This window comes from Verrucosispora sp. FIM060022, assembly GCF_003977705.1.
Lineage (GTDB): Bacteria > Actinomycetota > Actinomycetes > Mycobacteriales > Micromonosporaceae > Micromonospora > Micromonospora gifhornensis.
In genome coordinates this window covers 90,176-115,792 of the sequence record NZ_RQIV01000011.1, presented here as the reverse complement: position 1 = coordinate 115,792, position 25,617 = coordinate 90,176, and the positions used below count along the sequence as shown (strand labels likewise).

Here is a 25,617-nt window from a genome sequence, read left to right as displayed (position 1 = left end):
GGCTTCCGGCACCCGCCGGGGCGGAGCCAGTCGCCGTTTCGTGGGTCAGTGTCGGGCCGTGGTGGCGTCCACCGCGTCGACCGGTGGTGCGGGCGGGTGGTTCCAGCGCAGGATGACCCGGCGTCCGTGTTCGGTGCCGAGCAGGCTGAGGGTGGCGGTGTCCAGTCGCAGCAGTCCGCCGGCCGACGGTGGCAGGCCGACCCACCGGGCACCCAGCACACGCAGCGAGTGGGCGTGGCCGACGAGGGCCACGTGACCCTGTTCGAGCAGGGGATGGAGCCTGCTGAGTAGACGGTCGACGCGTTCGCCGACCTCGCTGGGGGATTCCCCGCCCGGGCACCCGTCGGTCCAGACGCTCCAGCCCGGCTGGTCTTCGTGGATCTCGGCGGTGGTCCGTCCCTCGTAGTCGCCGTAGTTCCATTCCGCCAGGTCCTCGTCGGTGTCGGTGATGGTCAGGCCGGCCAGGTCGGCGGTGCGTACCGCCCGCAGTCGGGGACTGGCGAACACCGCGACGAACCGTTCGTCGGCGAGGGCGGGACGCAGCGATCGGGCCTGCCGTTCGCCGTCGGGGGTCAGGCCCAGGTCGGTGTACGAGGTGTGCCGTCGTGCGGTGCTCCAGGTGGTGGCGCCGTGTCGGATGAGCGTGATCTGTCCCATTGGCCCAGTCAACCAGTCCCCGTCTTCCGCCGATCACCTAGCATCCTAGGACGCCTTACGCGATGTGCCACCCACCTCAGGTTTCCACCCGCGACACCCGGGGACACCAACAACACGGGGCTTGGCCGTCCCGGCCGAGCAGAGGAGGCGAGATGAGCTTCATCGACAAGGCGAAGAACAAGGTCGAGGAGATGAGCGGCACCGCCAAGGAGCGCATCGGCGACATGGCCGACAACGAGCGCATGCGCGCCGAGGGCGCCGGCGAGCAGGCCGAGGCCCGCGCGCGACAGACGGGCGAGGACATGAAGAACAAGGCGAAGAACGCCTTCAACCGGTGACGAGCGACGCGAAGGGGCCCCCGGATGATCCCGGGGGCCCCTTCGTGGTACGTGCCGTCAGTCGTCGCGGTGGGCCTGCCACCACTGCTGGCCGGCCTCGGGCAGGGTGTCGATCGGGTCGTAGTAGGCGTACCGCTTGCTCAACGCCGCCAGGTCTGCGGATTCGATGGAGGTGCGGTAGTTCTTGGTCCAGTACGAGATGCCGCGCTCGCGGTCGTACTCGGTGACCATGTGCACCCAGCGCTTGCCGACGAACGGCACGTCACAGACGATCCGGGGAGTGGCGTAGCCGGGCAGGTAGCCCATGATGTCGTGCTGGAGCTGCTGGGCGTGCCAGACCGGCACCCGCCAGTGCTCCGCGTTGGGGATCATGTCGCACATGTAGAAGTAGTACGGCAGGATGCCGGTTTCGCCCTGCAGGCCGAAGCACAGGTCGAGCAGGTCCTTGCTGGTGGCGTTGACGCCGCGCATGAGCACGCCCTGGTTACGGACATCGCGTACGCCGACGTCGAGGGCGGTCTGGGCGGCCTTGGCGACCAGTGGGGTGAGCGACTGGGCGTGGTTGACGTGGGTGTGGATGGCGAGGTTGACGCCGCGTCGGGCGGCGGTGCGGGCGACCCGTTCCAGGCCCTCGACGACGTCGGGTTGCAGCCAGTGCTGGGGCAGGCCCATGAGGGCCTTGGTGGCGAGTCGGATGTCCCGGATGGTCTCGATCTCCAGCAGGCGCATCAGGTAGGACTCAAGGTTGCGCCAGGGCACGTTGGCCACGTCGCCGCCGGAGACGACCACGTCGCGTACGCCGGGGTGGGCCTTGAGGTAGGTGATGTGCGCGTCGTAGCGGTCGACCGGCTTGAGGCTGAGTTTGAGCTTGTCGACGGCGGGGGTGGAGTTGCCGACCAGGTCCATGCGGGTGCAGTGGCCGCAGTACTGGGGGCAGGTGGCGAGCAGTTCGGCGAGGACCTTGGTGGGGTAGCGGTGGGTGAGGCCCTCGGCGACCCACATGTCGTGTTCGTGCAGGGAGTCGCGGCTGGCGTAGGGGTGTGAGGGCCAGTCGGTGCGGCGGTCGGAGGCGACCGGGATCATGTAGCGCCGGATCGGGTCGGCGAGCAGCGCTTCGGTGCTGGGCGGCGCGAACGGCACCATCGTGTTGATCATCTGTGGCGGCACCAGCATGGACATGGTGGCCATGGCGCGCTGGTCGGCTTCCAGGTCGGCGTAGAAGCTCTCGTCGACGGTGTCGCCGAGCACGGTGCGCAGTTGTTTGACGTTCTTGACGCAGTTGACGCGCTGCCACTGGGCGTTCTCCCACTGGTCGCGGGTGACGTGGCGCCAGCCGGGGAAGCGGGTCCAGTCGGGTTCGACGAGTGGGGTGCGGCGGTATTCGTAGGGCTGGCCGGTGGTGTTCGCGGGGGCCGGCTGGGCAGCCGGGGTGCTCTGCACCGGCGGGTGGGTCTGGGTCACGGCCCCTCCTGGTGGTTGATCGAAATCTGAAGGGTACTGGAAAATATCCGGTCAAGAAATTAGTCTGCCGTAAGTTTTCCCGCCTCGCGAGCCTCGGCCGGAGGTTCAGGCGGTCGGACAGGGAGGTCGGCGTGACGTCACCGGTGGGTCTGCACCGCGTCGTGGAACCGGCGGGGGTGCTGCCGCAGGCGGCCTGGCGGCTGGACGCGCGCCCGGAGATCGCGGCGAACGAGGTACGTATCCGGGTGGAGCGGCTGAACCTGGACGCGGCGAGTTTCCGTCAGCTGTTCGACAAGCACGGCGGTGACGGCGATGCGGTCCGCGCCGAGGTTCTGGGGATCATTTCGACGCGGGGGAAGATGCAGAACCCGGTGACCGGGTCGGGTGGCATGTTGATCGGCACGGTCGAGGAGGCCGGTCGGCGTTCGCCGCTGGGGCTGAAGTCGGGTGAGCGGGTCGCCACGTTGGTGTCGCTGACGTTGACGCCGCTGGTGGTGACCGACGGCCTGGCGCGCTGGGACGGCCGTAGTGAGCAGGTGCCGTGTGACGGGTGGGCGATTCTGTTCGCCCGGTCGGTCGCGGCGGTGCTGCCTGTGGATCTGGATCCGCAGTTGTCGCTGGCGGTGCTTGACGTGTGCGGGGCGCCGGCGCTTACCGCGCGGGTGGTGTCGCGGTACGTGGCCGAGCGGGCGGTGGGCGGGCCACCGGTGACGGTGGCGGTGATCGGTGGCGCGGGTAAGAGTGGCTCGCTGTCGCTGGCGGCTGCGCGGCAGGCGGGGGCGGGTCGTACGGTCGGGGTGGTGCCGGTGGCGGCGGAGCGGGACGCGCTGACGGCGGCCGGGTTGTGTGATGCGGTGGCGATGGCCGATGCCCGGGATCCGGTGGCGTTGTCGACGGCGGTGACGTCGGCGTTGGGGATGCCGGCGGATGTGACGGTGGTCTGCGTGGACGTGCCGGGCTGTGAGCACGGTGCGGTGTTGGCGACGGCCGACGGCGGCACAGTGATCTTTTTCTCGATGGCGACGAGTTTCTCGGCGGCGGCGTTGGGGGCCGAGGGCCTGGCCGCGGACGTGACGATGCTGGTCGGCAACGGGTACGTGCCGGGGCACGCGGAGTTGGCGTTGGGGTTGTTGCGGGGCGATCCGGGGGTGCGGGGGCTGTTCGAGGCTCGGCTGGCGGCAGACTGAGGCCATGACGAACAACCCCTCGACGTTGTACCGCGGTGGAGTGCTGCATTGTCCGGCGGAACCGTCCGCGACGGCACTGTTGGTCCGGGATGGGCGGATTGCCTGGTTGGGTGCGGATGCGGACGCACCGGCCGCCGACCGGGTGGTGGACCTGGCCGGGGCGTTGGTGACGCCGGCGTTCGTGGACGCGCATGTGCATGTCAGCGACACCGGGCTGGCGTTGTCGGGGCTGGACCTGTCCGGGGTGCGCTCGGCTGGTGAGTTGTTGGACGCGGTGTCGGCGTTCGCGGCGGGGTTGCCGGCGGACGCGGTGGTGTTGGGTCACGGGTGGGACGAGTCGACGTGGTCGGTGCCGCAGCCGCCTTCGGCGGTGGAGTTGGGGCGGGCGGCCGGTGGGCGGCGGGTGTATCTGTCGCAGGCGTCGATTCATTCGGCGTTGGTGTCCTCGGCGTTGCTGGCGGCGTGTCCGCAGGCGGCGGCGGTGTCCGGGTACGACGGGTCGGGTTGGTTGCGGCTGGACGCGCATCACGTGGTGCGGGCGGCGGCGCGGGCGTCGGTGACGCGGGTGCAGCGGATGGCGGCGCAGCGGGTGGCGTTGGCGCATGCGGCGTCGTTGGGGATCGCGGCGGTGCACGAGTGTGGTGGGCCGGAGATTTCCGACGAGGAGGATTTCACCGGCTTGTTGTCGATCTCCGGTGCGGGGGTGCCGGAGGTGTACGGGTACTGGGGTGAGTTGGGTGGTGCGGCCCGGGCGCGGGAACTGGGTGCGGTGGGTGCTGGTGGGGATCTGTTCGCCGACGGGGCGTTGGGGTCGCGTACGGCGTTTCTGTCGCAGGCGTACGTCGACGGTGACGGGTGTGGTCACGGGTATCTGAGTGCGGAGCAGGTGCGTGATCACCTGTTGGACTGTGCGGCGCATGGGATGCAGGGCGGTTTCCATGCGATCGGTGATGCGGCGATCTCGACGGTGGTGGCGGGGTTCGCGGCGGCGGCGCAGCGGTTGGGTACGGATCGGGTGCGTGCGGCGCGGCATCGGGTGGAGCACGCGGAGGTGATGGATCGGCGGTTGATCGCCGCTTTCGTGGAGTACGGGGTGGTGGCGTCGATGCAGCCGGCGTTCGACCGGTTGTGGGGTGGTGCGGGGCGGATGTACGAGACGCGGTTGGGGTTGGCGCGGTCGTTGGCGTCGAATCCGATGGGGGCGATGCACGGGGTGGGGGTGACGTTGGCGTTCGGTTCGGATTCGCCGGTGACGCCGTTGGATCCGTGGGGTTCGGTGCGGGCGGCGGTGGCGCATCACAGTCCGGTGCAGCGGATGACGGTGCGGGCGGCGTTCGCGGCGCACACCCGGGGTGGCTGGCGGGCGGTGCATCTGGACAGCGAGGGGGTGTTGGCGTTGGGGGCGCCGGCGACGTTCGCGGTGTGGTCGACGCCGGCGGGGGTGCAGCGGGGTCTGCCGGTGTTGCAGGCCGAGGATCCGGAGTTGCGGGGGGAGCAGGATCCGACGCCGTTGCCGGTGTGTCGGGCGACGGTGTTGCGTGGTGATGTGATCTATGAGGGGGAAGGGCTGTCGTGACGGGCAAGCTTGATCTGGATCCGGTGCTGGTGGCGCGGGCGCGGGAGTTGGCGCGTCGGGCGGGGCGTCCGGTGGTGGAGTTGGCGCGTAGCCACACCACGGTGTCGGTGGAGCGGGCCGTGTTGCGGTTGGCGGGGGTCACCGGTGCGGATCCGGATGGTATTCCGTGGGTGAATCGGCTGGTGGATGCCGTGGTGGCGGATGTGGGGTTGGGGCATGGGGTGGCGGTGCCGGTGTTCGATGCGCTGGCGCGGGAGCAGATCACCGATGTGACGTTGTTGGCGCAGAAGGCGGCGGCGGGGTCGGTGCGGTTCGAGGTGCCGTCGGGGAAGGCGGCGACGGCGGCGCGGCGGGCGGCGCGGCGGGCGGTGGGTGCGGGGGTTCGGCTGATCGATCGGCGGCGGGCGGAGCGGGAGCGTCTGGTGCGGCGGTTCGGGGATCCGGCGCGGCGGCCGTGGATCTATCTGATCGTGGCGACGGGTGACATCTACGAGGACATTCCGCAGGCGCAGGCGGCGGCGCGGGCCGGGGCGGATGTGATCGCGGTGATCCGGTCGACGGGGCAGTCGTTGTTGGACTATGTGCCGGAGGGGGCGACGCGGGAGGGGTTCGCGGGCACGTACGCGACGCAGGAGAATTTCCGGTTGATGCGGGCGGCGTTGGATTCGTCGTCGAAGGAGTTGGGCCGCTATGTGCGGTTGACGAATTACGCGTCGGGGTTGTGTATGCCGGAGATGGCGACGTTGGCGGGTCTTGAGCGGTTGGACATGATGCTCAACGACTCGATGTACGGGATTCTGTTCCGGGATATCAATCCGATTCGGACGTTCGTGGATCAGCGTTTTTCGCGGCAGGTGCACGCGCGGGCGGGGATCATCATCAACACCGGTGAGGACAACTATCTGACCACTGCGGATGCGGTCGACGAGGCGCACACGGTGACGGTGTCGCAGTTGTTGAACGAGTATTTCGCGCATGAGGCGGGGTTGGCGGACTGGCAGTTGGGGTTGGGGCACGCGTTCGAGATCAATCCTGATGTGCCGGAGTCGTTGCGGTTGGAGTTGGCGCACGCGTTGTTGGCGCGGGAGTTGTTTCCGGATGCGCCGTTGAAGTGGATGCCGCCGACGAAGCACATGACCGGTGATGTGTTCCGGGGGAATCTGCTCGACGGGTTCTTCAATCTGGTGGGCACGATGACGGGGCAGGGCATTCTGCTGGTGGGGATGATGACCGAGGCGGTGGTGACGCCGTGGTTGTCGGATCGGGACATCGCGTTGCAGAACGTGCGGTACGTGCTGGGTGCGGCGGGCGGGTTGCATGAGGATTTCGTGCCGGCGCCGGGTGGGTTCATCCAGCAGCGGGCGCATCGGGTGTTGGGTGAGGCGGTGGAGCTGTTGGAGCGGATCGGGGATCAGTCGTTGTTGACGGCGATCGCGGAGGGCACGTTCGGGATCATGAAGCGGCCGGCGGATCGGGGGAAGGGTCTGGACGGGGTGGCCCGGCACGAGGCGGACTACTACAACCCGGCCACGGAGATCCTGGAGCAGTCGGCATGAGTGAACGCACCGAGCGCAGCGAGGGCCGTGAAGGCATGCCCAGTCGGCACAGCATGAGCGAACCCACCGAGCGCAGCGAGGGCCGTGCGGGCCTGCCCGGCATGAGTGAGAAGACGGTGGTGCGGCCGTACGGGGACACCACGGGTGACGGCATGGTGCAGGTGTCGTTCACGTTGCCGGTGCCGCACGACAAGCGGGCTGAGGGCGCTGCGGTGCAGTTGGCCAACAAGATGGGCATGGATCCGGCGATGCTGGTGCACGCCAAGCCGATCGGTGACGGGTTCACCTTCTTCGTGGTGTACGGGCGGGTGAACCATCTGGTGGACCTGGCGAAGGTGCAGGTGGTGGAGCGCGATTTTCCGCTGCTGAGCGCCAAGGAGGTCAACGCGGTGGTGAAGCGGCGGTTGCGTCGCAAGCTGTCGGTGGTGGGGGCGTGCATCGGCACGGATGCGCACACGGTGGGCATCGACGCGATCCTGAATGTGAAGGGCATCGCGGGTGAGAAGGGCCTGGAGTACTACCGGGAGTTGAAGGTGACGAACCTGGGTGCGCAGGTGAGTGTGCCGGAGCTGGTCGAGGCGGCGCGGCGGGAACGCGCGGACGCGGTGCTGGTGTCGCAGGTGGTGACGCAGCGGGATGCGCATCTGCACAACACGCGGGAGATGTCGGCGGCGTTCCGGGAGGCGATGCCGGCGGGGCGGCGGCCGTTGCTGATCGTCGGTGGGCCGCGGTTCGACGAGTCGATGGCGGCCGAGCTGGGGGTGGATCGGATCTTCGGTCGGGGGACGACGCCGGGTGAGGTGGCCAGCTATCTGGTCGATGCGTTGCTCACGGACACGAACAAGAGGGTGAAGTGATGTCTGATTCGCGGGTCGGGTTGTCGGTGACGCACCGGCGGTACGTGCCGTATTCGCATGCCCACTATGCCGGTGATCTGGTCGACGGGGCGTACGCGTTGGGGTTGTTCGGTGATGTGGCCACGGAGGTGTGTATCCGCACCGACGGGGATGAGGGGTTGTTCGCGTCCTATTCGGATGTGCAGTTCCGGGCGCCGATCCGGGCGGGGGACGTGCTGGAGGTGGTGGCGACGGTAACGCGGGTCGGTACCCGTAGCCGCACCCTCGATTTCGAGGCGCGGGTGGTGTGTCGGGGGCGGCCTGATCGGGGTGGGTCGGCGGCGGAGGTGTTGGCGGAGCCGGTGGTGGTGGTGACGGCGACCGGCACGGTGGTCGTTCCGTCGGCGGCGTGAGGGTCGCGGTCTGCGCCGACGTCGGTTCGACGTTCACCAAGGTGCTGGTGGTGGACCTCGACGGCGGGGGGCTGGTGGCGTCGGCGTCGGCGCGTACGTCGGTGGACACGGATGTGCTGCACGGTCTGGAGGCGGCGGTCGGGTCGGCGTTGGCGGGCCTGGGGGCGCGGGACGTGCCGTGGTTGGTGTGTTCGTCGGCGGGGGGTGGGTTGCGGCTGGCGGTGGTGGGTTACGAGCCGCTGGTGACGGCGCAGGCGGGTCGGCGGGTCGGGTTGTCGGCGGGCGCGAACGTGGTGCATGTGGCCGCCGGGCGGCTCGGTCGGGGTGAGTTGACGGCGTTGCGGGCGGCTCGCGCGGATGTGGTGCTGCTGGTCGGTGGCACCGACGGTGGGGATGCCGAGACGTTGCTGCACAACGCGACCCGGCTGGCGCGGGCCCGGTTGCGGGTGCCGGTGGTGGTGGCGGGCAACGGGGATGTCCGCGACGAGGTGCAGGGGTTGTTGGCGGCGGCGGGGGTGCCGGTGACGGTGGCCGACAACGTGTTGCCGCGGATCGGGGTGTTGGCGCCGGCGTCGGCGCGGGAGGCGATCCGGCAGGTGTTCCTGCGGCACGTCATCGGTGGTAAGCGGTTGTCGCGGGGGCGCAGGTTCGCCGGCCTGGTGCGGGCGGCGACCCCGGATGCGGTGTTGACCGGGGTGGAGGCGTTGGCCGAGGTGGCCGGTGGTGACCTGGTGGTGGTGGATGTGGGTGGGGCCACCACGGACGTGTATTCGGTGTTGACGCCGGACGAGCGGGCCAGTGGGCCGGGTCGGGAGGTGGCGGGGTCGTTGTGGCGGGCCCGCACGGTCGAGGGTGATCTGGGGATGCGGTGGAGTGCGCCGGGGGTGGTGCGGGCCGCAATCGAGGAACGGCTGGTGGGGCCGGTCGAGGCGGACGAGTTGGAGTCGGCGGCGGCGCGGCGGGCCGCTGATGCGGGGTTTCTGCCGGCCGATGCGGCGGGGCGGGCGGTGGATGCGCGGATCGCGGCGTTGGCGGCGACGGTGGCGGTGCGTCGGCATGCCCGTGGGGTGGGTACGGGGGAGCGGTCGGGGCGGGATCTGCGGGATGTGCGGCTGCTGGTCGGGTCGGGTGGGGTGTTGCGCCACGCCCGGGACAACGAGGCGGGCGGTGTGCTGGACGCGGTGTTGACCGATCATGCCGGTGGGTGGGCGGTGCCGCGGGCGGCGCGGCCGGTGGTCGATGTGGACTACGTGTTGGCGGCGGCGGGTCTGCTGGTGGGGGAGTATCCGGTGGCGGCGCGGGGGTTGCTGCGGTCGCTGCTCGGTTGACCGGCCGCACCGCCGGGGTGGGGTGCGACACGCCGATGTGTGGTGACGACTCGGCGGTGGTGGGTTGACAAGGGCGGGGGTGGCCCACGTACCGTCTTTGAGTCCTACCACGGGAAGTGGCTGTTGTTCGCTTCGTCCCTTCGTCCGCTGGCCGAGCGACATGTTGTTGCGGCGGCCAGGTCCAGCGGGCGGGGGTCGGCGGGGCGGCGCGAACCGGCCGCGGTTACCGGTGTACGGGCAGGGTGAGGTGCACGGCCAGTAGACAACGGCCCGACGGGGACAGCCAGTCACCGTCGTGTCGGTCCGAAGGTCGGCGTGCCGCACTCTCGCCCCACCGGCCGGGAAGGGGCCTGGGAGCATCGGGGCGCGGCGCACGCCGCGCCCCGACTTGGTTGGTGGCCGGTCAGCCGGTGGCGGGTCGGGCCCGTACGTGCAGGCGTTCGCCCTGCGGGCCGAACAGGTTGAGCACTTCGGCGGTTTCGGGGCCGGGGTTGCTGATGTGGTGCGGGGTGCGGGTGTCGAACTCGGCGACCTCGCCCGGTTCGAGGATCAGGTCGTGTTCGCCGAGTTGCAGTCGCAGCCGGCCGGAGAGCACGTACAGCCATTCGTAGCCTTCGTGGGACTGTAGTTGCGTTTCGGTGGGGCTGTGCGGTGGCAGGATCTGTTTGAAGGCTTGCAGGCCGCCGGGGCGGCGGGTCAGCGGCAGGAACGTGGTGCCGTGGCGGACGATCGGGCGGGGGTGTACCCGGGGGTCGCCGACGGCGGGGGCGCCGACCAGTTCGTCCAGCGGCACCTGGTGGGCGCGGGCCAGGGGCAGCAGCAGTTCCAGGGTGGGGCGGCGTTGTCCGGATTCGAGTCGGGACAGGGTGCTCACCGAGATGCCGGTGGTGTCGGCGAGTTCGCTCAGGGTGGTGCCGCGGTTCTTGCGCAGGGCCCGCAGGCGGGGACCCACCGCTGCCAGCACCGCCGCCTCGTCGTTTGCCACAACGGCAACAATACTTGTCGTCACCGGTGGTGCGGGTGGATGGTGACGCACAGAACCGACGAGGGAGCGGACATGGACGACAGGTACGACGTGGTGGTGGTCGGTGGCGGGGCCGCCGGTCTGGCGGGGGCGTTGACGCTGGCCCGGGCGCGCCGTTCGGTGTTGGTGGTGGACGCCGGTGAGCCGCGTAACGCCCCGGCCGCCGGGGTGCACAACTACCCGGGTCGGGAGGGCGTGCCGCCGGCGCAGTTGGCGGCGATCAGCCGCGACGAGGTGGCCGGTTACGGCGGGCAGTTGGTGACCGGGCGGGTCACCGGTGTCGACCGTGACGGTGACGAGTTCACGGTCACCGTCGACAGCGGGCGTGCGGTGCGGGCGCGGCGGCTGCTGATCACCACCGGTCTGGTCGACGAGTTGCCGCCGCTGCCGGGGCTGGCCGATCGGTGGGGACGTGACGTGCTGCACTGCCCGTACTGCCACGGGTGGGAGGCGGCCGACAGACGTATCGCGGTGCTGGCCACCGGGCCGCTGGCGGCACACCAGGCGCGGCTGTGGCGGCAGTGGAGCGCCGACGTGCTGCTTCTGCTGCACCACGAGCCGGCGCCTGAGGCCGAGGAGGCCGAGCGGCTGGCCGCCCTGGGGGTGGCCGTGGTGCCGGGCCCGGTGGCCGAGCTGACCGTCGACGCCGACCAGGTCACCGGGGTGCGGCTGACCTCGGGGGAGCATGTCGAGTGTGACGTGCTGGTGGTGGGTCCGAAGATGACTGCCCGGTCGGAGCTGCTGGGGTCGTTGGGGTTGGCGGCGGAGCCGGTGGAGATGTTCGGGCATGTGCTCGGCGAGCAGGTGCCGGCCGGGCCGTCGGGGGCCACCTCGGTGCCGGGGGTGTGGGTGGCCGGCAACGTCGCCGACCTGTCGGCGAAGGTGATCCGCGCGGCGGGGGCCGGGATCACCGCCGCGGCGGCGATCAACGCGGATCTGATGGAGGAGGACACCCGGCAGGCGGTGGCGCGGCACCGCCGCCTGCGGGAGGAGGCGTTCACCGAGGCCGGTTGGGAGCAGCGCTACCAGGAACGGCCGGCGGTGTGGAGTGGCCGACCCAACCCGCAGCTGGTGGCCGAGGCGGCGGAGTTGACGCCGGGGCGGGCCCTGGACGTGGGCTGCGGGGAGGGGGCCGATGCGGTGTGGCTGGCCGAACGGGGTTGGCGGGTCACCGGGGTGGACATCTCCAAGACCGCCCTGCAGCGGGCCGCGCAGCACGCCCGCGAGGTGGGTGAGCAGGTCGCGCAGCGCATCGAGTGGGTGCACACCGACCTGCTGCGCGGCGACCTGGACGAGGGGGCGTACGACCTGGTGTCGGCGCAGTTCATGCATCTGCCGCCGCAGCCGCGGCGGGAGCTGTACGCGCGGCTGGCCGCCGCGGTGGCCCCCGGTGGGCGGCTGCTGATCGTCGGGCATCACCCGCGGGATCTGCGGTCCACGGCGCACCGCCTGCACTACCCGGAGATGATGTTCACCGCCGAGCAGGTCGCCGCCGAGCTGGACCCGCAGCAGTTCGAGGTGCTGGTGGCGCAGACCCGCCCGCGTGGCGCGGTGGACCCGCAGGGCCGCGACATCGTCGTGCACGACGCGGTGGTGGTGGCCCGGCGGATGTGAGTCGGCCGACCGGCGGCGTCACCGCCCCGGTGGCCCCGGTAGCCTTCGGCGGGTGACCGTGCCCGACTCGCCCGTGACGACCGTGGACCCTGTCGCCGCGGCCACCCCGCCACCGCGCCTGTCGCCGCTGCGTCTGCCGGTGGCGGTGGCCATGGCGGTGGCCGCCGGGTTGGCGTTGCTGCTGGCCTTCCCGCCGTACGGGTGGTGGCCGTTGGCCCCGGTGGGGGTGGCGCTGCTGGCCGCGGCGACGCATCGGCGGCGGCTGCGGGCCGGTGCCGGTCTGGGGTTCGTGACCGGTGTGGCCCTGTTCGCGCCGTTGCTGGCGTGGACGAACCTGCACACCGGCTACCTGCCGTGGGTGTTGTTGTCGCTGTTGCAGGCCGCGTATCTGGCGTTGTTGGGTGTGGCGACGGCGTGGGTGTCGCCGCTTGTCGACCGGTTCCCGCCGGTGTGGCCGGTGGTGACCGGTGTGCTGTGGGTGGGGCAGGAGGCGCTGCGTGACCGCACCCCGTTCGGTGGGTTTCCGTGGGGGCGGCTGGCGTTCGGTCAGGACGGCTCGCCGCTGCTGCGGTTGGCCGCCGTCGGCGGCGCCCCGCTGGTGACGTTCGCGGTGGCGGTGACCGGTGGGCTGCTCGTCGCCGCCGGTTGGTGGCTGGTCCAGGCCCGTCGGCAGCCCACCGCGGCACGCTGGTGGGTTCCGGCTGCCGGGGCCGGCGCGGCGGTGCTGGTGCTGCTCACCGGCGCGCTGCTGGTGCCGCTGGGCGGGTCCGCGAGCGGTGGGAGTGTCACGGTCGCCATCGTGCAGGGCAATGTGCCGCGGCTGGGGTTGGACTTCAACGCCCAACGGCAGGCGGTGCTCGACAACCACGTCGACGCCACGATCGAGCTGGCCGGCCAGGTGGCCGCCGGTGCGCGGCCACAGCCCGACCTGGTGGTGTGGCCGGAGAACTCCAGCGACATCGACCCGCTGCGCAACCCGGCCGCCGGTGCCCGCATCTCGGCCGCCGCCGACGCCGTCGGGGTGCCGATCCTGGTCGGGGCGGTGTTGAGCGGCCCGGAGCAGGGGCAGGTGCGCAACGCGGGGCTGCTGTGGCGTCCGGGTACCGGCCCGGACCTGGAGCAGCTGTACATCAAGCGGCATCCGGTGCCGTTTGCCGAATACGTGCCGATGCGCGACCTCGCCCGGATGGTCAGCAAGCAGGTCGACCGGGTCCGCGCCGACTTCGTGGCCGGCACCGAGGCGGGGGTGGTGCGTACCCCGGCGGTGGTGCTCGGCGACGTGATCTGTTTCGAGGTCGCCTACGACGGGCTGGTGCGGGACACGGTGACCGGTGGGGCGCAGTTGCTGGTGGTGCAGACCAACAACGCCACCTTCGACGTGGCCGAGGCCCGTCAGCAGTTGGCCATGGTGCGGTTGCGGGCCGTCGAGCACGGTCGGCCGGCGTTGATGGCCTCCACGGTCGGGGTGTCCGGGTTCGTCTCCCCGGACGGGCGGGTAAGCGATGCGACCGGCTTCAACACCCGCGCGGTCGTGGTACGGCAGCTGACGCTGACCGAGGGGCGCACGCTGGCCACCCGGATCGGGATGCTGCCGGAGGTGCTGCTGGCCGGGCTGGCCGTGGCCGCGCTGGCCGGCGCGGCGGTGCTGCGGCGGCGCCCCGGCTAGACCCGCGGGCCGGCACGAGGGAGGCAGCGGTGATGCAGGAGACCATTCGTCCGGCGATGACCGAGGTGCCTGGGGTGGGCCGGGTGCTGGTGGTGATCCCCACCTTCAACGAGGCCGACAACGTCTCGGCGATCGTGGGTCGGGTCCGGCGGGCCGCCCCGCAGGTGGAGGTGCTCGTCGCCGACGACAACAGCCCTGACGGCACCGGCGCCATCGCCGAGGACCTGGCCCGCGCCGACGCTCAGGTGCACGTGCTGCACCGGGAAGGCAAGCAGGGGCTCGGCGCGGCGTACCTGGCGGGGTTCGCGTGGGCGCGGCAGCGGGGCTTCGACGCGGTGGTGGAGATGGACGCCGACGGGTCGCACGATCCGGGGGATCTGCCGGCTCTGCTGGCCGCCGCCGTCGACGCCGACGTGGTGATCGGGTCGCGGTGGACGCGGGGCGCGCGGGTGGTCAACTGGCCGTTGCGGCGGCTGCTGTTGTCGCGGGGCGGCAACCTGTACGCGCGGCTGGCGTTGGGGATGCCGGTGGCCGATGCGACAGGTGGTTACCGGGTCTACCGGTCGAGCCTGCTGGACCTGCTGGACCTGGAGTCGGTGTCGTCGCAGGGCTATTCGTTCCAGGTGGAGTTGTGCCGGTTGGCGCATCGGGCCGGGGCCTGTATCGCGGAGGTGCCGATCACGTTCGCGGAACGGGAACGGGGCGCCAGCAAGATGAGTCCGCTGATCGTGGTGGAGGCGTTGTGGCGGATCACCGGGTGGGCGGTGGATGACCGGCGTACGGCGGTGCGTCGGGGGTGGCGGGCGGTCACGGCGGGGCAGGCGCGGTGGCCGTGAGCCGGGTCGTGTCATGCTGGAGGTACGCAGACGGCTGCGCCGCACCGGCCAGCCGCGTACGTTGACACGCCATGCGGCGGATGGGGTGATATGCGCCGGTCACTGCGGTTCGTACCGTTGGCCCTGCTGGTGTCCGTGGTCGCGGAGCTGGCCGTGTTCGTGCTGGTGGGCCGGGCGATCGGCTTCGGCGCGGCGACCCTGCTGGTGTTCGCGGCGTCCCTGCTCGGCATGGTGCTGCTGCGGCGGGAAGGCATCCGCGCCTGGCGGGGTTTCCGGGAGGCCGCGCAGTCCGGTCGGCCGCCGGGACGGCAGGTGACCGACGGGCTGGTGGGGTTGCTCGGCGCGTTGCTGCTGGCGACCCCGGGCCTGGTCAGTGGCCTGGTGGGGGTGGTGTTGCTGGTGCCGCCGGTGCGGAAGTTGGCGCGTGGCGGGATGCAGCGGGCCGCCGAGCGTCGGGTGTCGTCGATGACCGCCGGTGACCTGTTCGGGCCGCGTCGGGTGCGGGTGTACCGGGGTGCGCCGCAGCCGGATGAGGCGACCCGACCGGAGCCGACCGGTCTGGCCACGCCGCGCCCGCCGGCCGCGCCGGTGGTCGACAACGGTCAGGCCATCGAGGGTGAGATCGTCGAGCCACGCTGACGAGACAACGAACGACGCCCCTGGGAGGTGACCTCCCGGGGGCGTCGTCGTCGGACGGGTCAGGCGCGACCGCGGCGGGTGCGTACCTCCTGCAGCCGCTCGGCGAGGATGTCCTCCAGTTCGGCGATCGAACGCCGCTCCAGCAGCATGTCCCAGTGGGTACGCGGCGGCTTGGCCTTCTTCTGCTCCGGCTCGGTGCCGTCGACCAGCCGGGCCACGCTGCCGTCGAACTTGCATTCCCAGGTGGTGGGCACCTCGGCGTCGACGGCGAACGGAACCTCGAACTGGTGGCCCTTGGCGCACAGGTACTCGCGGGTCTGCCGCGGCGCGAGCTCCGTGTTGCGATCGGATTCGTAGCTGACCGCGCCCAGTCGGCTACCGCGCAGCATGCGCTCGCCCATGATCGACTTCCCCTCTTCGGTGGTGCTGGTCCTGTCGGTGTAACGGTCCGCCGTCGCCGGGCCATTCCCTGCGGCCACGCCTCGACGGCCCGCTACCCGCGGGTGCACAGTCAAGGGTAACCGGCCACGGCATGTGCCCGGCGGGGTCCGCCCCGGCCGGGTCGTGCGGCCCATCGCCGCCGTCAGCGCAAATCCTAGCCCGCCGTCCCACCGCACCGGCGTAGCGCCTCGCCACCTTCACCCCGAAACGCTCCCCGACCGGGCGCGAGGGGCGGCGCGACTCAGCCGGTGGGGGCGCGCCGGGTCAGCGCGGTGGCCAGCTCGGCGACCTGACCGGCGAGCTGGGCGACCCGCTCCCGGGCGTCGTCGCGGTCGCTCTCGGCCGCCCGCAGACGCTGCGTCAGCTCGCCGATGCGGCTGTCGGCGGCCGCTGCCGCCTCCCGTACGGCGGCCAGCTCGGCGCGCAGGGTGTCGGCGAGGGAGACGGCGGCGGCCAGATCGGCGCGCAGCGAATCGGTGTCGGCGATCGCGGCGGCCAGGTCGACCCCGACCTGCCGGGCCGTGGCCTGGGCCCGCTGCCGGTCCGCCTCGGCCTGCGCCCGGGCCTGCTGCGCCTGGTCGAGGTCGACGCGGACGGCGGCCAGCCGCGCGGTCGCCTGTTCGGCGTCGGTACGGGCCTGGGCCAGGTCGGCCCGCACCTGCTGTTCCTGTGCGCGGACCTGCTCCACCTCGGCGCGCAGCGCCTCGACACGGGCCGTGGCCTCGGCGGCGGCCCGGTCGGCGCGGTGCGCCTCGGCGCGGGCGGTGTCACGTTCGGCGACCAGCGTGGCGGTGCGACGCCGCTCGGCGTCCAGGTCGGCGCGGGTGGCCGCCACCTGTTCGCGGACGTCGTCCAGGTCGGTCTGCGCCTTCGCGCGCAGCGCCTCGGCGGCGACCGCGGCCCGGCGGGCCTCGTCCCGGTCGGCCTGCGCCCGCTCGGCCCGCGCGTCGGCTGCCGCCGCCCGCTGCGCGGCCCGGTCGGCGTCGAGGCGGGCCGCATCACGTTCGGCGGTGGCGGCCTGCGCCTGCCGGCGGTCCCGCTCGGCCCGGGCCGCGGCGTCCTCGGCCGCCCGCACCGCCTCGTCGCGTTCGGTCTGCGCCGCGGCGACCGCACCGGCCGTCTCCGCCCGTACCTGCGCCAACTGCCGTTCCACCCCGGCCGGGGACAGTTCGGCGTGCAGGGCCTCGGTCAACGTCTGCACGATCTGGTCGAGCCGGTCCACCGCCTCCCAGGTGCGGGCCACCTGACCGGGCAGGCCGGGGGCGTTGCGGTGACGCATCCGGCTGTTGCGGGAGGCACGCTGGCAGGCGCCGTCGTTGTCCCGGCAGTAGCGGAAGGGTCGGCCCGCGCCGGCCCGCTGCGGCACGTCGGCACCGCAGTGGGCGCAGGGGCGGGTGTCGGTGGCGGGCTCGGCGTCCATCGAACGGGCAGTCTAGTGGCCGGGGCGGGCGGTGCTGTCGCGCACAGTCAACCGTGGTGGCAGCAGTGTGACCTCCGGCACCGGCTCGTCGCGGAGTTTGCCCATCACCAGCGACACCGCCTGCCGGCCGATCTCCTCGGCGGGCACCGGCACACAGGTCAACCGGGGACTGGCGTGGTCGGCGAACTGGTCGGGGCAGACCGCCACCACCGACACGTCGTCGGGCACCCGGCGACCTGATGCGGCCAGGGCCGCCTGCATCGGTGCGACCGCCGCCTCGTTCTGCACGATCAACGCGGAGATGTCCGGGTGGCGGGCGAACAGCCCGACCACCCGGTGGTGGACGTCGGCGGCGTTCTCCTCGCACGGCATGGTCACCGCGTCGACACCGTGGCGGGCCGCCGCCTCGATCACCCCGGCGCGGGTACGGTGGGCGAACCCGGTGCCCCGGTCGTAGACGGCCCCCGGGGCGCCGAGCAGGGCGATCCGTCGGTGACCGAGCCCCGCCAGATGCTCCACGCAGAGCTGCCCGGCCCGGTGGAAGTCCAGGTCCACACAGGTCAGCTCGCTGGTGTCAGCGGGCAGCCCGATCAGGACGCTGGGTCGGCCCAGCTGCCGCAGCAACGGCACCCGTACGTCGTGCAACTCCACGTCCATCACCAGCACCCCGTCGACCAGGGCACCGGCGGCGATACGGCGCAGCCCTTCCGGACCCTCGTCGGAGGTGAGCAGCAGCACGTCGTGGTCGTGGCGGCGGGCCGAGGTCACCACGGCGGTGGCGAACTGCATCACCACCGGCACCTGAATGCCCGAGCGCAGCGGCAGCACCAACGCGATCACGTTGGACCGGCGGCTGGCCAACGCCCTCGCCCCGGCGTTCGGGTGGTAGCCGAGCACCCGGATGCTGGACAGCACCCGGCTGCGGGTCACCTCGGAGATGGCCCGTTTGCCGCTGAGCACGTACGACACGGTGCTCACCGCCACACCCGCGTGGCGGGCCACGTCGGCGATGGTCGGCTGCCCGGACGCCACCCGTCCGCGCCCGCTCACCGCGCCCCGCTCGTGCTGGACAGCCGCGACGCACACGGCAGCGTCTCACCGCGTACGGCCACGGTGCCGGTGAGCCGCACGTCGGTCGCGGAGCGGCCCACCAGCACACTGTGGGTGGCGTCCTCCACCACCAGGCGGCCCTGGTCGACGTCCCACCAGCTCAGCTCCGCGGTGCGCAGCCGCAGGGTGACCGTGCGGCACTCGCCGGGCGCCACCGTCACCCGGGCGAAGTCCCGCAACTGTCGCAGGGGCTGCTTGACCCGGGAGCGACGCTGCCGGGTGTAGAGCTGCACCACCTCCTCGCCGACCCGCTCGCCGGTGTTGGTGACGTCCACGCTCACCTCGACCTCCGCGCCGACCGGCACCGCCGTCGCACTCAGGCGCAGGTTGGTGTAGTCGAAGTCGGTGTAGGACAGGCCGTGTCCGAACGGGAACAGCGGCTCACCCCGGTGGTACAGGTAGGTGAAGTCGGCGCCGATCACGTCGTAGTCGAGCAGGTCGGGCAGTTCGGCGGTGTCGGCGTACCAGGTCTGGGTGAGCCGGCCGGCCGGTTCGGCGTCGCCGAGCAGCACGTCGGCCAGGGCGTTGCCGTGTTCCTGTCCGCCGTGCGCGGACCACAGCACCGCCGGCAGGTGCTGCTCGGCCCAGCCGATCGCGTACGGGTAGCTGCTGGTCACCACCAGCACGGTGCGTGGGTTGGCGGCGTACACGGCCCGCAGCAGCGCCTCCTGGCGGGCCGGCAGGGCCAGGTCGACCCGGTCCTCGGTCTCCCGGCCGTTGACCATCGGATGGTTGCCCAGCGCCACCACCGCCACGTCGGCGGCGGCGGCCAGCGCGGCGGCCTCGGCGGCCCCGTCGCCACCGACTTCGATCACGAAGGCGGTGGCGGCCTGCGGTCCGTCGCCGTCGACCCGAAGCCGCCCGTCGGCGTCGACGGTGACGTACCGGTCGGTGGCCAGGTGCCGCAGCAGCACCGTGCCGGCGGGCAGCGGGTCGAACTGGAAGGTCTCCCGTACCACCCAGCCGCCCGGCCCCGGTCGGTCGTTGACCAGCACGCCGTCGTCGTCGACGCCGACGTGTCGACCGTTGCCGACGGCCCGCAACGCCACCGTGTCCCGTCCCCAGTCGAACACGTCGAACCAGGCCGGTTCGACGTCGACGGTCAGCGGGCCACCGTCGGCGTCGTCCGGGCAGCCGACGTAGCGTCCGGCCACCCGCAGCGCGATCCGGTCGGCGCCGGCATGGGTGCTGACCTGCGGCAGCCGCGCGGCCAGCGCGTCGTGCAGGGTCACCGCGTACGGCAGGGTGCCGCTGTACCAGTCCTCGTACACGGTGTCGGCCAGCGGGCCGAGCACGGCGATGCGCGGCGGCGCGGCCAGGGGCAGCAGGCCGTCGTTGCGCAGCAGCACCACCGACTGGCGGGCGGCTTCCCGGGCCAGCCGCCGATGCGCCGGGCAGTCGATCACGTCGGTGCCGGTGACGTACGGGTCGGTCTCCGGTGGGTCCAGGTCACCCAGGCGGCAGCGGAGGGTGAGGATGCGGCGTACCGCCCGGTCGACGTCGGCCACGCTGATCAGTCCTCGACGCAGCGCCTCGGTCAGGCGTTGCCGGGTGGGGGCGCTGTCGGTGTCGTCCTCGGTGAAGCTGTCGACGCCGGCCCGCAGGGCGGCGGCGAATCCGCTGACGTGGTCGGGCAGGTGCCGTTGCACCCCGGCGAGGTTGCTCACCGCGCCCGCGTCGCCGACGACAAGCACCTCGCCCGGCGCCCAACGACGTAACTCGGCCTCGATCAGCGGGCTCACGTGCGCCGGCACCCCGTCGACCAGGTTGTAGGAGGCCATCGCGGCGACCGCCGCGCCGGCGGCGATGGGGGCCCGGAAGGCGGGCAGTTCGTATTCGTGCAGCACCCGGGACGGCAGGTCGCTGGAGGTGGTGGCCCGGTCGGTCTCGTTGTTGTAGGCGAGGAAGTGTTTGACCGTGGGGGCGGTGCGCAGCCGCTGCGGATGGTCACCGCGCAGCCCGTGGGCGTACGCGGTGGCCAGCGTGCCGGTCAGCCACGGATCCTCGGACCAGCCTTCCTCGTTGCGTCCCCAGCGGGGATCCCGCAGCGGGTTGACCACCGGCGCCCACACGTTGAGGCCGACGCGCTGCGGGTCGGCGTGATGCTTGGCGCGTACCTCCTCGCCGACGGCGACGCCGACGGCCCGCACCAGTTCCGGGTTCCAGCTGCTGGCCAGGCCGATCACCTGGGGGAAGACGGTGGCCGGGCCGAGCCAGGCGACACCGTGCAGCGCCTCCGTACCGGTGCGGAAGCCGGGCAGGCCGAGCCGGGGCACCGGCGCCTGCCACTGGTGCAGCAGGCCGATCTTCTCCGGCAGGGTCAGCGCGGCGACCAGGTCGTCGACGCGTGTCTGGTGCGGGGGCGTACTGCGGTCGGTCATGGTGGTTCGCCTTCCAGTGCCCGGCACGCCGAGAGTCGAAGCGCTTCGACGACCGATGGCCGAGCGGCATCGCAGGTCAGGGTGGGATGACGGTCGTCGGCCCGGACGCTGGTGAAGCGCTTCGACAAACCGTGGAAAGCAAGCCGCCCCGGGTGCCCGAGCGGAGCGGCTCGCTTCGAGGTTGGCACCCGGCACGGGTCCGGTCAAGACTCGGCGCAGGGTCGGACGCGGTGCTCCGTCGATCACCCGGGTCGGTCGGTGTCGCCGGAATCAGCGCCCGGGCAGGCGTCCTGCCTCGACGGCGGCCAGGGCGGCGGTGGCGCCACCCAGGGCCGCCGCGGTGTCCAGGATGGAGGCGTCCAGCCGGCAGCCGCCGGCGCCGGGTGCGTGGGCGCGCGTGGCCAGCCCGGACCGGGCCGCGGGCAGCAGCCAGGGAGCCAGGGTGGCGAGGTGGTCGCCCACCACCACCGCCTCCGGGTTGAGCAGGTCGACCAGGACGGCCACCCCCTGCCCGAGGTGCCGGCCGGTCTCGGCCAGCCCGCTGAGCACGGCCGGGTCGTCCTGCCGGGCCAGCGCCACGATCCGCTGCAACTCCGGCAGGTAGTCGGTGACCGGGCCGTCGGCCTCGACGTCGGGCAGCAGCCGGCGGACCACCGCGGGCAGGCCGACCAGGGCGCTCAGGCAGCCCCGGCCGCCGCAGAAGCACTGCGGGCCGGTCGGGTCGAGGCACAGGTGGCCGATCTCGCCGGCGAAGCCACGCCCGCCGCGCAGCAGCCGGCCGTCGGCGATGATGCCCGCGCCGACGGCGATGCCGCCGGTCAGGTGCACCAGGTCGGCGGTGCCGGCGTGCGCGCCGTGCCGCTGCTCGGCGATGGCGGCGAGGTTGGCGACGGTGTCGACGCCGACGGTGAAGGCCGGTTCCCGCAGCGCGGCGCGCAGTTCGGCGGCGACGGGCACCTCCCGCCAGCCGAGAGCGGTGGCCACCGGCACCGTGCCGGCCGAGTCGACCAGCCCGGGCACGCCGACGGTGAGACCCAGCACCGTGCGGCCCTGCGCGCCGACCCGGCCGATCGCCCGACGGGCCAGCGCGGCCAGCGCCCGGAGCGTCTCGGTGGGGGAGGCCGTGCCGGCGGCGAAGGCCCGCCGCCAGGTCAGCAGGCGATTGCCGGCCAGGTCGATGGCGACCGCGACGAGTTCGTCGGCGCCGATCTGCAGGCCCAGGGCGGCGTACGGCTCGCCGTCGAGCACGAGCATCGTCGCCGGGCGGCCGACCCGGTTCTCGGTCAGCCCGGTCTCGCGGATCAGCCGTTGATCGATCAGCTCGGCCACCAGGCTGGAGACGGTGGCCTTGTTCAGGCCCGTGTGCGCGGCGATGTCGGCCCGGGAACACGGGGCGTGCAGACGGACGTGTCGCAGTACGACCGCCCGGTTGGCGACCCGCACGTCACCGAGGTCGGTCGGCTGCGGCTCGCTGTGGATGCTGATCACGATCTGCCCGCTCCCTGCGCCGGTGTCACGGCGTGCGTCCATCATCGCGTACGGCCGTGGCGGGCCGGGCACGCCGCCGGCCGCGCTGGCACTTGCCTGTCCTGGGGACGGATCACCGTCGATCGGTCTATTGGATTGGAAACCCAACTAATGCTAGTCGGGGCGTCGGAGGCGGCAAACTCCCTTCCGCTGCGCCGGTTCCGGACGGCTCCGACCGTGGGCCCGACCCACCTCGGGCAGTGCCGACAGTTTCTTTAACTTTCCAACGAACTGTCAACGCATGACCGGCCGCCGAAAGTATCGGTCGGGGTTTGACATGGGCAGAGTCCATCCCTAGTTTGGACGGATCTCAAACTAAATGGGCGGGTGGGTGGCATGTTCAACGACGGCCGACTCTGCTTCGGCGGGGACTACAACCCGGAACAGTGGCCGGCGTCGGTGTGGGCCGAGGACGTCGCGTTGATGCGCCGGGCCGGGGTCAACCTGGTCACCGTCGGCGTGTTCGCCTGGTCCCGCCTGGAACCGGCCCCCGGCCGGTACACCTTCGACTGGCTCGACGAGGTGCTCGACCTGCTGCACGCCGGCGGCATCCGCGTCGCCCTGGCCACCCCGACGGCCTCCCCGCCGCCGTGGTTCTCCGCGGTCCACCCGGGCGCCCTGCCGGTCACCGCCGACGGCGTACGCCTGCACCACGGCAGCCGGGACACCTACTGCGCCGCCGCGCCCGCCTACCGTACGGCCGCGCGGGGCATCGCCGGCGCCCTCGCCGACCGGTACGCCCACCACCCGGCCCTGGCGCTGTGGCGCGTGCACAACGAGTACGGCACCATCTGCCACTGCGAACACACCGCCCGCGCGTTCCGCCGCTGGCTGGCCGACCGACACGGCGACCTCGCCGCCCTCAACGACGCCTGGGTCACCAGCTTCTGGAGCCAGCACTACAGCGACTGGACGCAGATCAGCACCCCCCGCGCCACCCAGTACCTGGCCAACCCCGGCCAACTGCTCGACTTCCGTCGCTTCTGGTCGGACACCCTGCTGGCCGCGTACCGCGAACAACGCGACCTGCTGCGCGCCGCCAACCCGAGCATCCCGGTCACCACCAACTACGTGCTCGGCGACTGGGTGCCGGTCGACCACGCCCGCTGGGCCGGCGAGGTGGACGTGGTCGCCGTCGACCACTACCCGTCGGCGGTCGACATCGGCGCCGAGGAACAGACCGCCCTGGTCGCCGACCTGGCCCGAGGCTGGGCCCGGCACGGCAGCCGCCACCACGGCGACCCGACGTCGACCTGGCTGCTGATGGAAAGCGCCCCCCAGCAGATCCACACCACCGGTCGGGCGCACACCAAGGAACCCGGCCGCATGATCCGACACAGCCTCGCCCACGTCGCCCGCGGCTCGCAGGGGGCGATGTTCTTCCAGTGGCGGGCCCCCACCGGCGGCGCCGAACGCTTCCACTCGGCGCTGGTGCCACACGCCGGCCCGGACAGCCGGGTCTTCCGCGAGGCGACCGACCTCGGCGCCGCCCTGCACCGACTCGCCGAGGTCGACGGGCAGGTCGAGGCCGGTGTGGCGTTGGCGGTGGACGCGGCGAGCGGGTGGGCGCTGCGCCACCCGGGTATGCCCTCGGACCGGCTCGATCACCAGCAGGAGAGCGCCGCCGCCCATCGCGCCCTCTGGCACGCCGGCTACGGCTGCGACATCGTGCTGCCCGGTGACCCGCTCACCGGGTACCGGCTGCTCGTCCTGCCCGCCCTCTACCTGACCGACGACGACACCGCCCAGTGGGTCGGCGAGTACGTCACCGGCGGGGGACACCTGCTGGCCACGTACCTCAGCGGGGTCGCCGACGAACACGCCAGGGTGCGACTCGGCGGCTACCCGGGCGCGCTACGCGACCTGCTCGGCGTGCGGGTCGAGGAGTTCCATCCGCTCGCCGCCGACGACCAGGTGCGGCTGAGCGACGGCGGGACCGGGCGGATCTGGGCCGAGACGCTACGGCCCACCGGCGCGCAGGTGATCACCGCGTACGCCGGTGGGGTCCTCGACGGCCAGCCGGCGATCACCCGGCACCGGGCCGGCTCCGGGACCGCCTGGTACGTCTCCACCCGACCCGACGACGCCACCTATCGCCGCCTGCTCGACGAGGCGGCCCGGTCGGCCGGCCTCACCCCGGTGTGCCCGGACGCACCGGCCGGCGTCGAGGCGGTCCGCCGCCGTGCTGCGCATGGCAGTTGGCTGTTCCTGTTCAACCACACCGACACCCCGCAACGGGTTCCGGCCCGCGGCACCGACCTGCTCACCGCGACCGCGGTCGGCGAGGCGGTGCAGTTGCCGCCCGGCGGCGTCGCCGTGCTGCGCGAACACTGACAGCTTGAGGTCAGGGCGCGGCCACGGCGGCGTGCGAACGGTCGGCGGCGATGCGTACGGCCAGCGCCGCCAGCACCGTACCCATCACCAGCCGCTGCGCGCGCAGCCACATGGGCCGTCGGCCGAGGAACCCGGCGATGCTGCCGGCGGTGAGCACGATCAGCCCGTTCACCGTCAACGCCACCGCGATCTGGGTCGACCCGAGCAGCAGGCTCTGCACCGCCACCGCACCCCGGCTCGGGTCGATGAACTGCGGCAGCAGCGACACGTACAGGATGGCGATCTTGGGATTGAGCAGGTTGGTGACCAGGCCCATGGTGAACAGCCGGCGGTTCGGATCGGCCGGCAGCGGCGTCGGGGTGAACGGCGAATGCCCACCCGGACGCACCGCCTGCCACGCCAGCCACAGCAGGTATCCCGCACCGGCCACCTTCACCGCCGTGTACAGCGCCGGCACCAGCACGAACACCGTGGCGATGCCGGCCACCGCGGCGGCCAGGTAGACCGCGAAACCGGCCGCCACCCCGAGCAGCGAGATCAACCCGGCGCGCCGTCCCTGGGTCACCGACCGCGACACCAGGTAGACCATGTTCGGCCCCGGCGTCAGCACCAGCCCCAGAGCGACAAGCGCGATTCCGACAATTCCGGCAGTACTCACCATCGTCGTACACCCCCGTCTTCGTCGGGGAGCCTAGCGCCGCTGTCGTTCGGCGCGACGGACGACTCGCGGAATGCCGACGGACACGATGACGCTGTGCATCGGGTACCCGTGGTCGCGTTACCGTGAGGTGGGGGGAGTCGCGGAATGGACAGCTGGCAGGCGTCGGTCGAAGCGCAGATCCGCTCGGCCCAGGAACGGGGCGAGTTCGACAACCTGCCCGGTGCGGGCAAGCCGATTCCCGGCCGTGGCCTGCCCTACGACGAGTCCTGGTGGATCAAGAGCTTCCTGGAACGCGAGCAGGTGCCCACCGACCTGCTGCTACCCACCCCGCTGCTGCTGCGCCGCCGCATCGAACAGCTGCCCGACGAGGTTTGTGACCTGCCCACCGAGCAGTCCGTACGGGCCTGCGTCGCCGCTTTGAACGAAGAGATCATCGCGTGGCTGCGTAACCCGTCCGGCCCGAAGGTGGTGGTGCGACCGGTGAATGCCGACGCGGTGGTGCGGCGCTGGCAGGCCGATCGCCGAGCCACCCGCACCGCGTCGCCGGCCGCTGTCGCCGAGGCACCGACGCCGCCCCGGCGTACCTGGTTCCGCCGCCGCCGCGCCGGCTGA

22 protein-coding genes are annotated in these 25,617 nt (G+C 72.2%); 13 read left to right on the top strand and 9 right to left on the bottom strand.

Going from position 1 to position 25,617, the window contains the following annotated elements:
* Positions 1-45 precede the first annotated feature (45 nt).
* The gene (locus EG812_RS24895; protein ID WP_126712955.1) at positions 46-657 is read right to left on the bottom strand and encodes a histidine phosphatase family protein; all 612 of its coding nucleotides are present in this window, start codon (positions 655-657) and stop codon (positions 46-48) included.
* A gap of 152 nt (positions 658-809) precedes the next feature.
* Here EG812_RS24895 and EG812_RS24890 point away from each other — a divergent pair, with 152 nt between their 5' ends.
* Positions 810-995 carry a CsbD family protein gene (locus EG812_RS24890; RefSeq protein ID WP_126712954.1) on the top strand — a complete coding sequence of 62 codons (186 nt, stop codon included), beginning with the start codon at positions 810-812 and terminating at the stop codon, positions 993-995.
* 57 nt (positions 996-1,052) lie between these two features.
* Here EG812_RS24890 and EG812_RS24885 read toward each other — a convergent pair whose 3' ends face one another.
* Positions 1,053-2,456 carry a KamA family radical SAM protein gene (locus EG812_RS24885; protein WP_126712953.1) on the bottom strand — a complete coding sequence of 468 codons (1,404 nt, stop codon included), beginning with the start codon at positions 2,454-2,456 and terminating at the stop codon, positions 1,053-1,055.
* 131 nt (positions 2,457-2,587) lie between these two features.
* On the opposite strand from EG812_RS24885, the gene kdd reads away from it, so the two are divergent.
* From kdd to EG812_RS24855, 6 genes are all read left to right on the top strand, one after another.
* Positions 2,588-3,643 carry an L-erythro-3,5-diaminohexanoate dehydrogenase gene (gene kdd, locus EG812_RS24880; RefSeq protein WP_126712952.1) on the top strand — a complete coding sequence of 352 codons (1,056 nt, stop codon included), beginning with the start codon at positions 2,588-2,590 and terminating at the stop codon, positions 3,641-3,643.
* Positions 3,644-3,647: 4 nt separating this feature from the next.
* Positions 3,648-5,219 (top strand): amidohydrolase, encoded by a 1,572-nt coding sequence (locus EG812_RS24875; RefSeq protein ID WP_126712950.1) that lies wholly within the window; start codon positions 3,648-3,650, stop codon positions 5,217-5,219.
* Entirely contained in the window at positions 5,216-6,775 is a 1,560-nt protein-coding gene (kamD, locus tag EG812_RS24870) for a lysine 5,6-aminomutase subunit alpha (RefSeq protein ID WP_126712948.1), read from the top strand. The genes EG812_RS24875 and kamD overlap by 4 nt, the downstream gene beginning before the upstream one ends.
* Before the next feature lie 101 nt (positions 6,776-6,876).
* On the top strand, positions 6,877-7,632 hold the full coding sequence (gene kamE, locus EG812_RS24865) for a lysine 5,6-aminomutase subunit beta (RefSeq protein ID WP_043724435.1): 756 nt from the start codon (positions 6,877-6,879) through the stop codon (positions 7,630-7,632).
* A complete protein-coding gene (kal, locus tag EG812_RS24860) occupies positions 7,632-8,024 on the top strand; it encodes a 3-aminobutyryl-CoA ammonia lyase (RefSeq protein WP_126712946.1) in 393 nt (130 codons plus the stop codon). The genes kamE and kal overlap by 1 nt, the downstream gene beginning before the upstream one ends.
* Positions 8,021-9,352, top strand: a complete 1,332-nt coding sequence (locus tag EG812_RS24855) for a glutamate mutase L (RefSeq protein ID WP_126712945.1) — start codon at positions 8,021-8,023, stop codon at positions 9,350-9,352. The genes kal and EG812_RS24855 overlap by 4 nt, the downstream gene beginning before the upstream one ends.
* A gap of 403 nt (positions 9,353-9,755) precedes the next feature.
* Here the strand turns inward: EG812_RS24855 and EG812_RS24850 are convergent, their stop codons facing one another.
* Positions 9,756-10,337, bottom strand: coding sequence for a helix-turn-helix domain-containing protein (locus EG812_RS24850; RefSeq protein ID WP_126712943.1), 582 nt, complete (start codon positions 10,335-10,337; stop codon positions 9,756-9,758).
* A gap of 72 nt (positions 10,338-10,409) precedes the next feature.
* Between EG812_RS24850 and EG812_RS24845 the strand changes: the two genes are divergently transcribed.
* From EG812_RS24845 to EG812_RS24830, 4 genes are all read left to right on the top strand, one after another.
* Positions 10,410-11,990, top strand: coding sequence for an FAD-dependent oxidoreductase (locus EG812_RS24845; RefSeq protein WP_126712941.1), 1,581 nt, complete (start codon positions 10,410-10,412; stop codon positions 11,988-11,990).
* Between the two features lie 52 nt (positions 11,991-12,042).
* The gene (gene lnt, locus EG812_RS24840) at positions 12,043-13,656 is read left to right on the top strand and encodes an apolipoprotein N-acyltransferase (protein ID WP_126712939.1); all 1,614 of its coding nucleotides are present in this window, start codon (positions 12,043-12,045) and stop codon (positions 13,654-13,656) included.
* Between the two features lie 32 nt (positions 13,657-13,688).
* Entirely contained in the window at positions 13,689-14,492 is an 804-nt protein-coding gene (locus tag EG812_RS24835; protein WP_199743946.1) for a polyprenol monophosphomannose synthase, read from the top strand.
* Between the two features lie 90 nt (positions 14,493-14,582).
* Complete coding sequence (locus EG812_RS24830; RefSeq protein WP_126712938.1) at positions 14,583-15,131, top strand: FxsA family protein; 549 nt, start codon at positions 14,583-14,585, stop codon at positions 15,129-15,131.
* A gap of 59 nt (positions 15,132-15,190) precedes the next feature.
* Here the strand turns inward: EG812_RS24830 and EG812_RS24825 are convergent, their stop codons facing one another.
* From EG812_RS24825 to EG812_RS24805, 5 genes are all read right to left on the bottom strand, one after another.
* Positions 15,191-15,532 carry an RNA polymerase-binding protein RbpA gene (locus EG812_RS24825; RefSeq protein WP_007070998.1) on the bottom strand — a complete coding sequence of 114 codons (342 nt, stop codon included), beginning with the start codon at positions 15,530-15,532 and terminating at the stop codon, positions 15,191-15,193.
* Between the two features lie 281 nt (positions 15,533-15,813).
* Positions 15,814-16,992, bottom strand: coding sequence for a coiled-coil domain-containing protein (locus EG812_RS24820; RefSeq protein WP_126712937.1), 1,179 nt, complete (start codon positions 16,990-16,992; stop codon positions 15,814-15,816).
* A gap of 12 nt (positions 16,993-17,004) precedes the next feature.
* On the bottom strand, positions 17,005-18,042 hold the full coding sequence (locus EG812_RS24815; protein ID WP_233579621.1) for a LacI family DNA-binding transcriptional regulator: 1,038 nt from the start codon (positions 18,040-18,042) through the stop codon (positions 17,005-17,007).
* On the bottom strand, positions 18,039-20,483 hold the full coding sequence (locus EG812_RS24810; protein ID WP_126712935.1) for a beta-glucosidase family protein: 2,445 nt from the start codon (positions 20,481-20,483) through the stop codon (positions 18,039-18,041). The genes EG812_RS24815 and EG812_RS24810 overlap by 4 nt, the downstream gene beginning before the upstream one ends.
* 270 nt (positions 20,484-20,753) lie before the next feature.
* Positions 20,754-21,971: an ROK family transcriptional regulator gene (locus EG812_RS24805; RefSeq protein ID WP_043724454.1), complete on the bottom strand. Its 1,218-nt coding sequence runs from the start codon at positions 21,969-21,971 to the stop codon at positions 20,754-20,756.
* 375 nt (positions 21,972-22,346) lie between these two features.
* Between EG812_RS24805 and EG812_RS24800 the strand changes: the two genes are divergently transcribed.
* A complete protein-coding gene (locus EG812_RS24800; protein WP_126712933.1) occupies positions 22,347-24,344 on the top strand; it encodes a beta-galactosidase in 1,998 nt (665 codons plus the stop codon).
* A 10-nt stretch (positions 24,345-24,354) separates the two neighbouring features.
* On the opposite strand, the gene EG812_RS24795 is transcribed toward EG812_RS24800, so the two are convergent.
* Entirely contained in the window at positions 24,355-25,005 is a 651-nt protein-coding gene (locus tag EG812_RS24795) for a LysE family translocator (RefSeq protein ID WP_102656111.1), read from the bottom strand.
* A gap of 144 nt (positions 25,006-25,149) precedes the next feature.
* Between EG812_RS24795 and EG812_RS24790 the strand changes: the two genes are divergently transcribed.
* Positions 25,150-25,617, top strand: coding sequence for a DnaJ family domain-containing protein (locus EG812_RS24790; protein WP_126712932.1), 468 nt, complete (start codon positions 25,150-25,152; stop codon positions 25,615-25,617).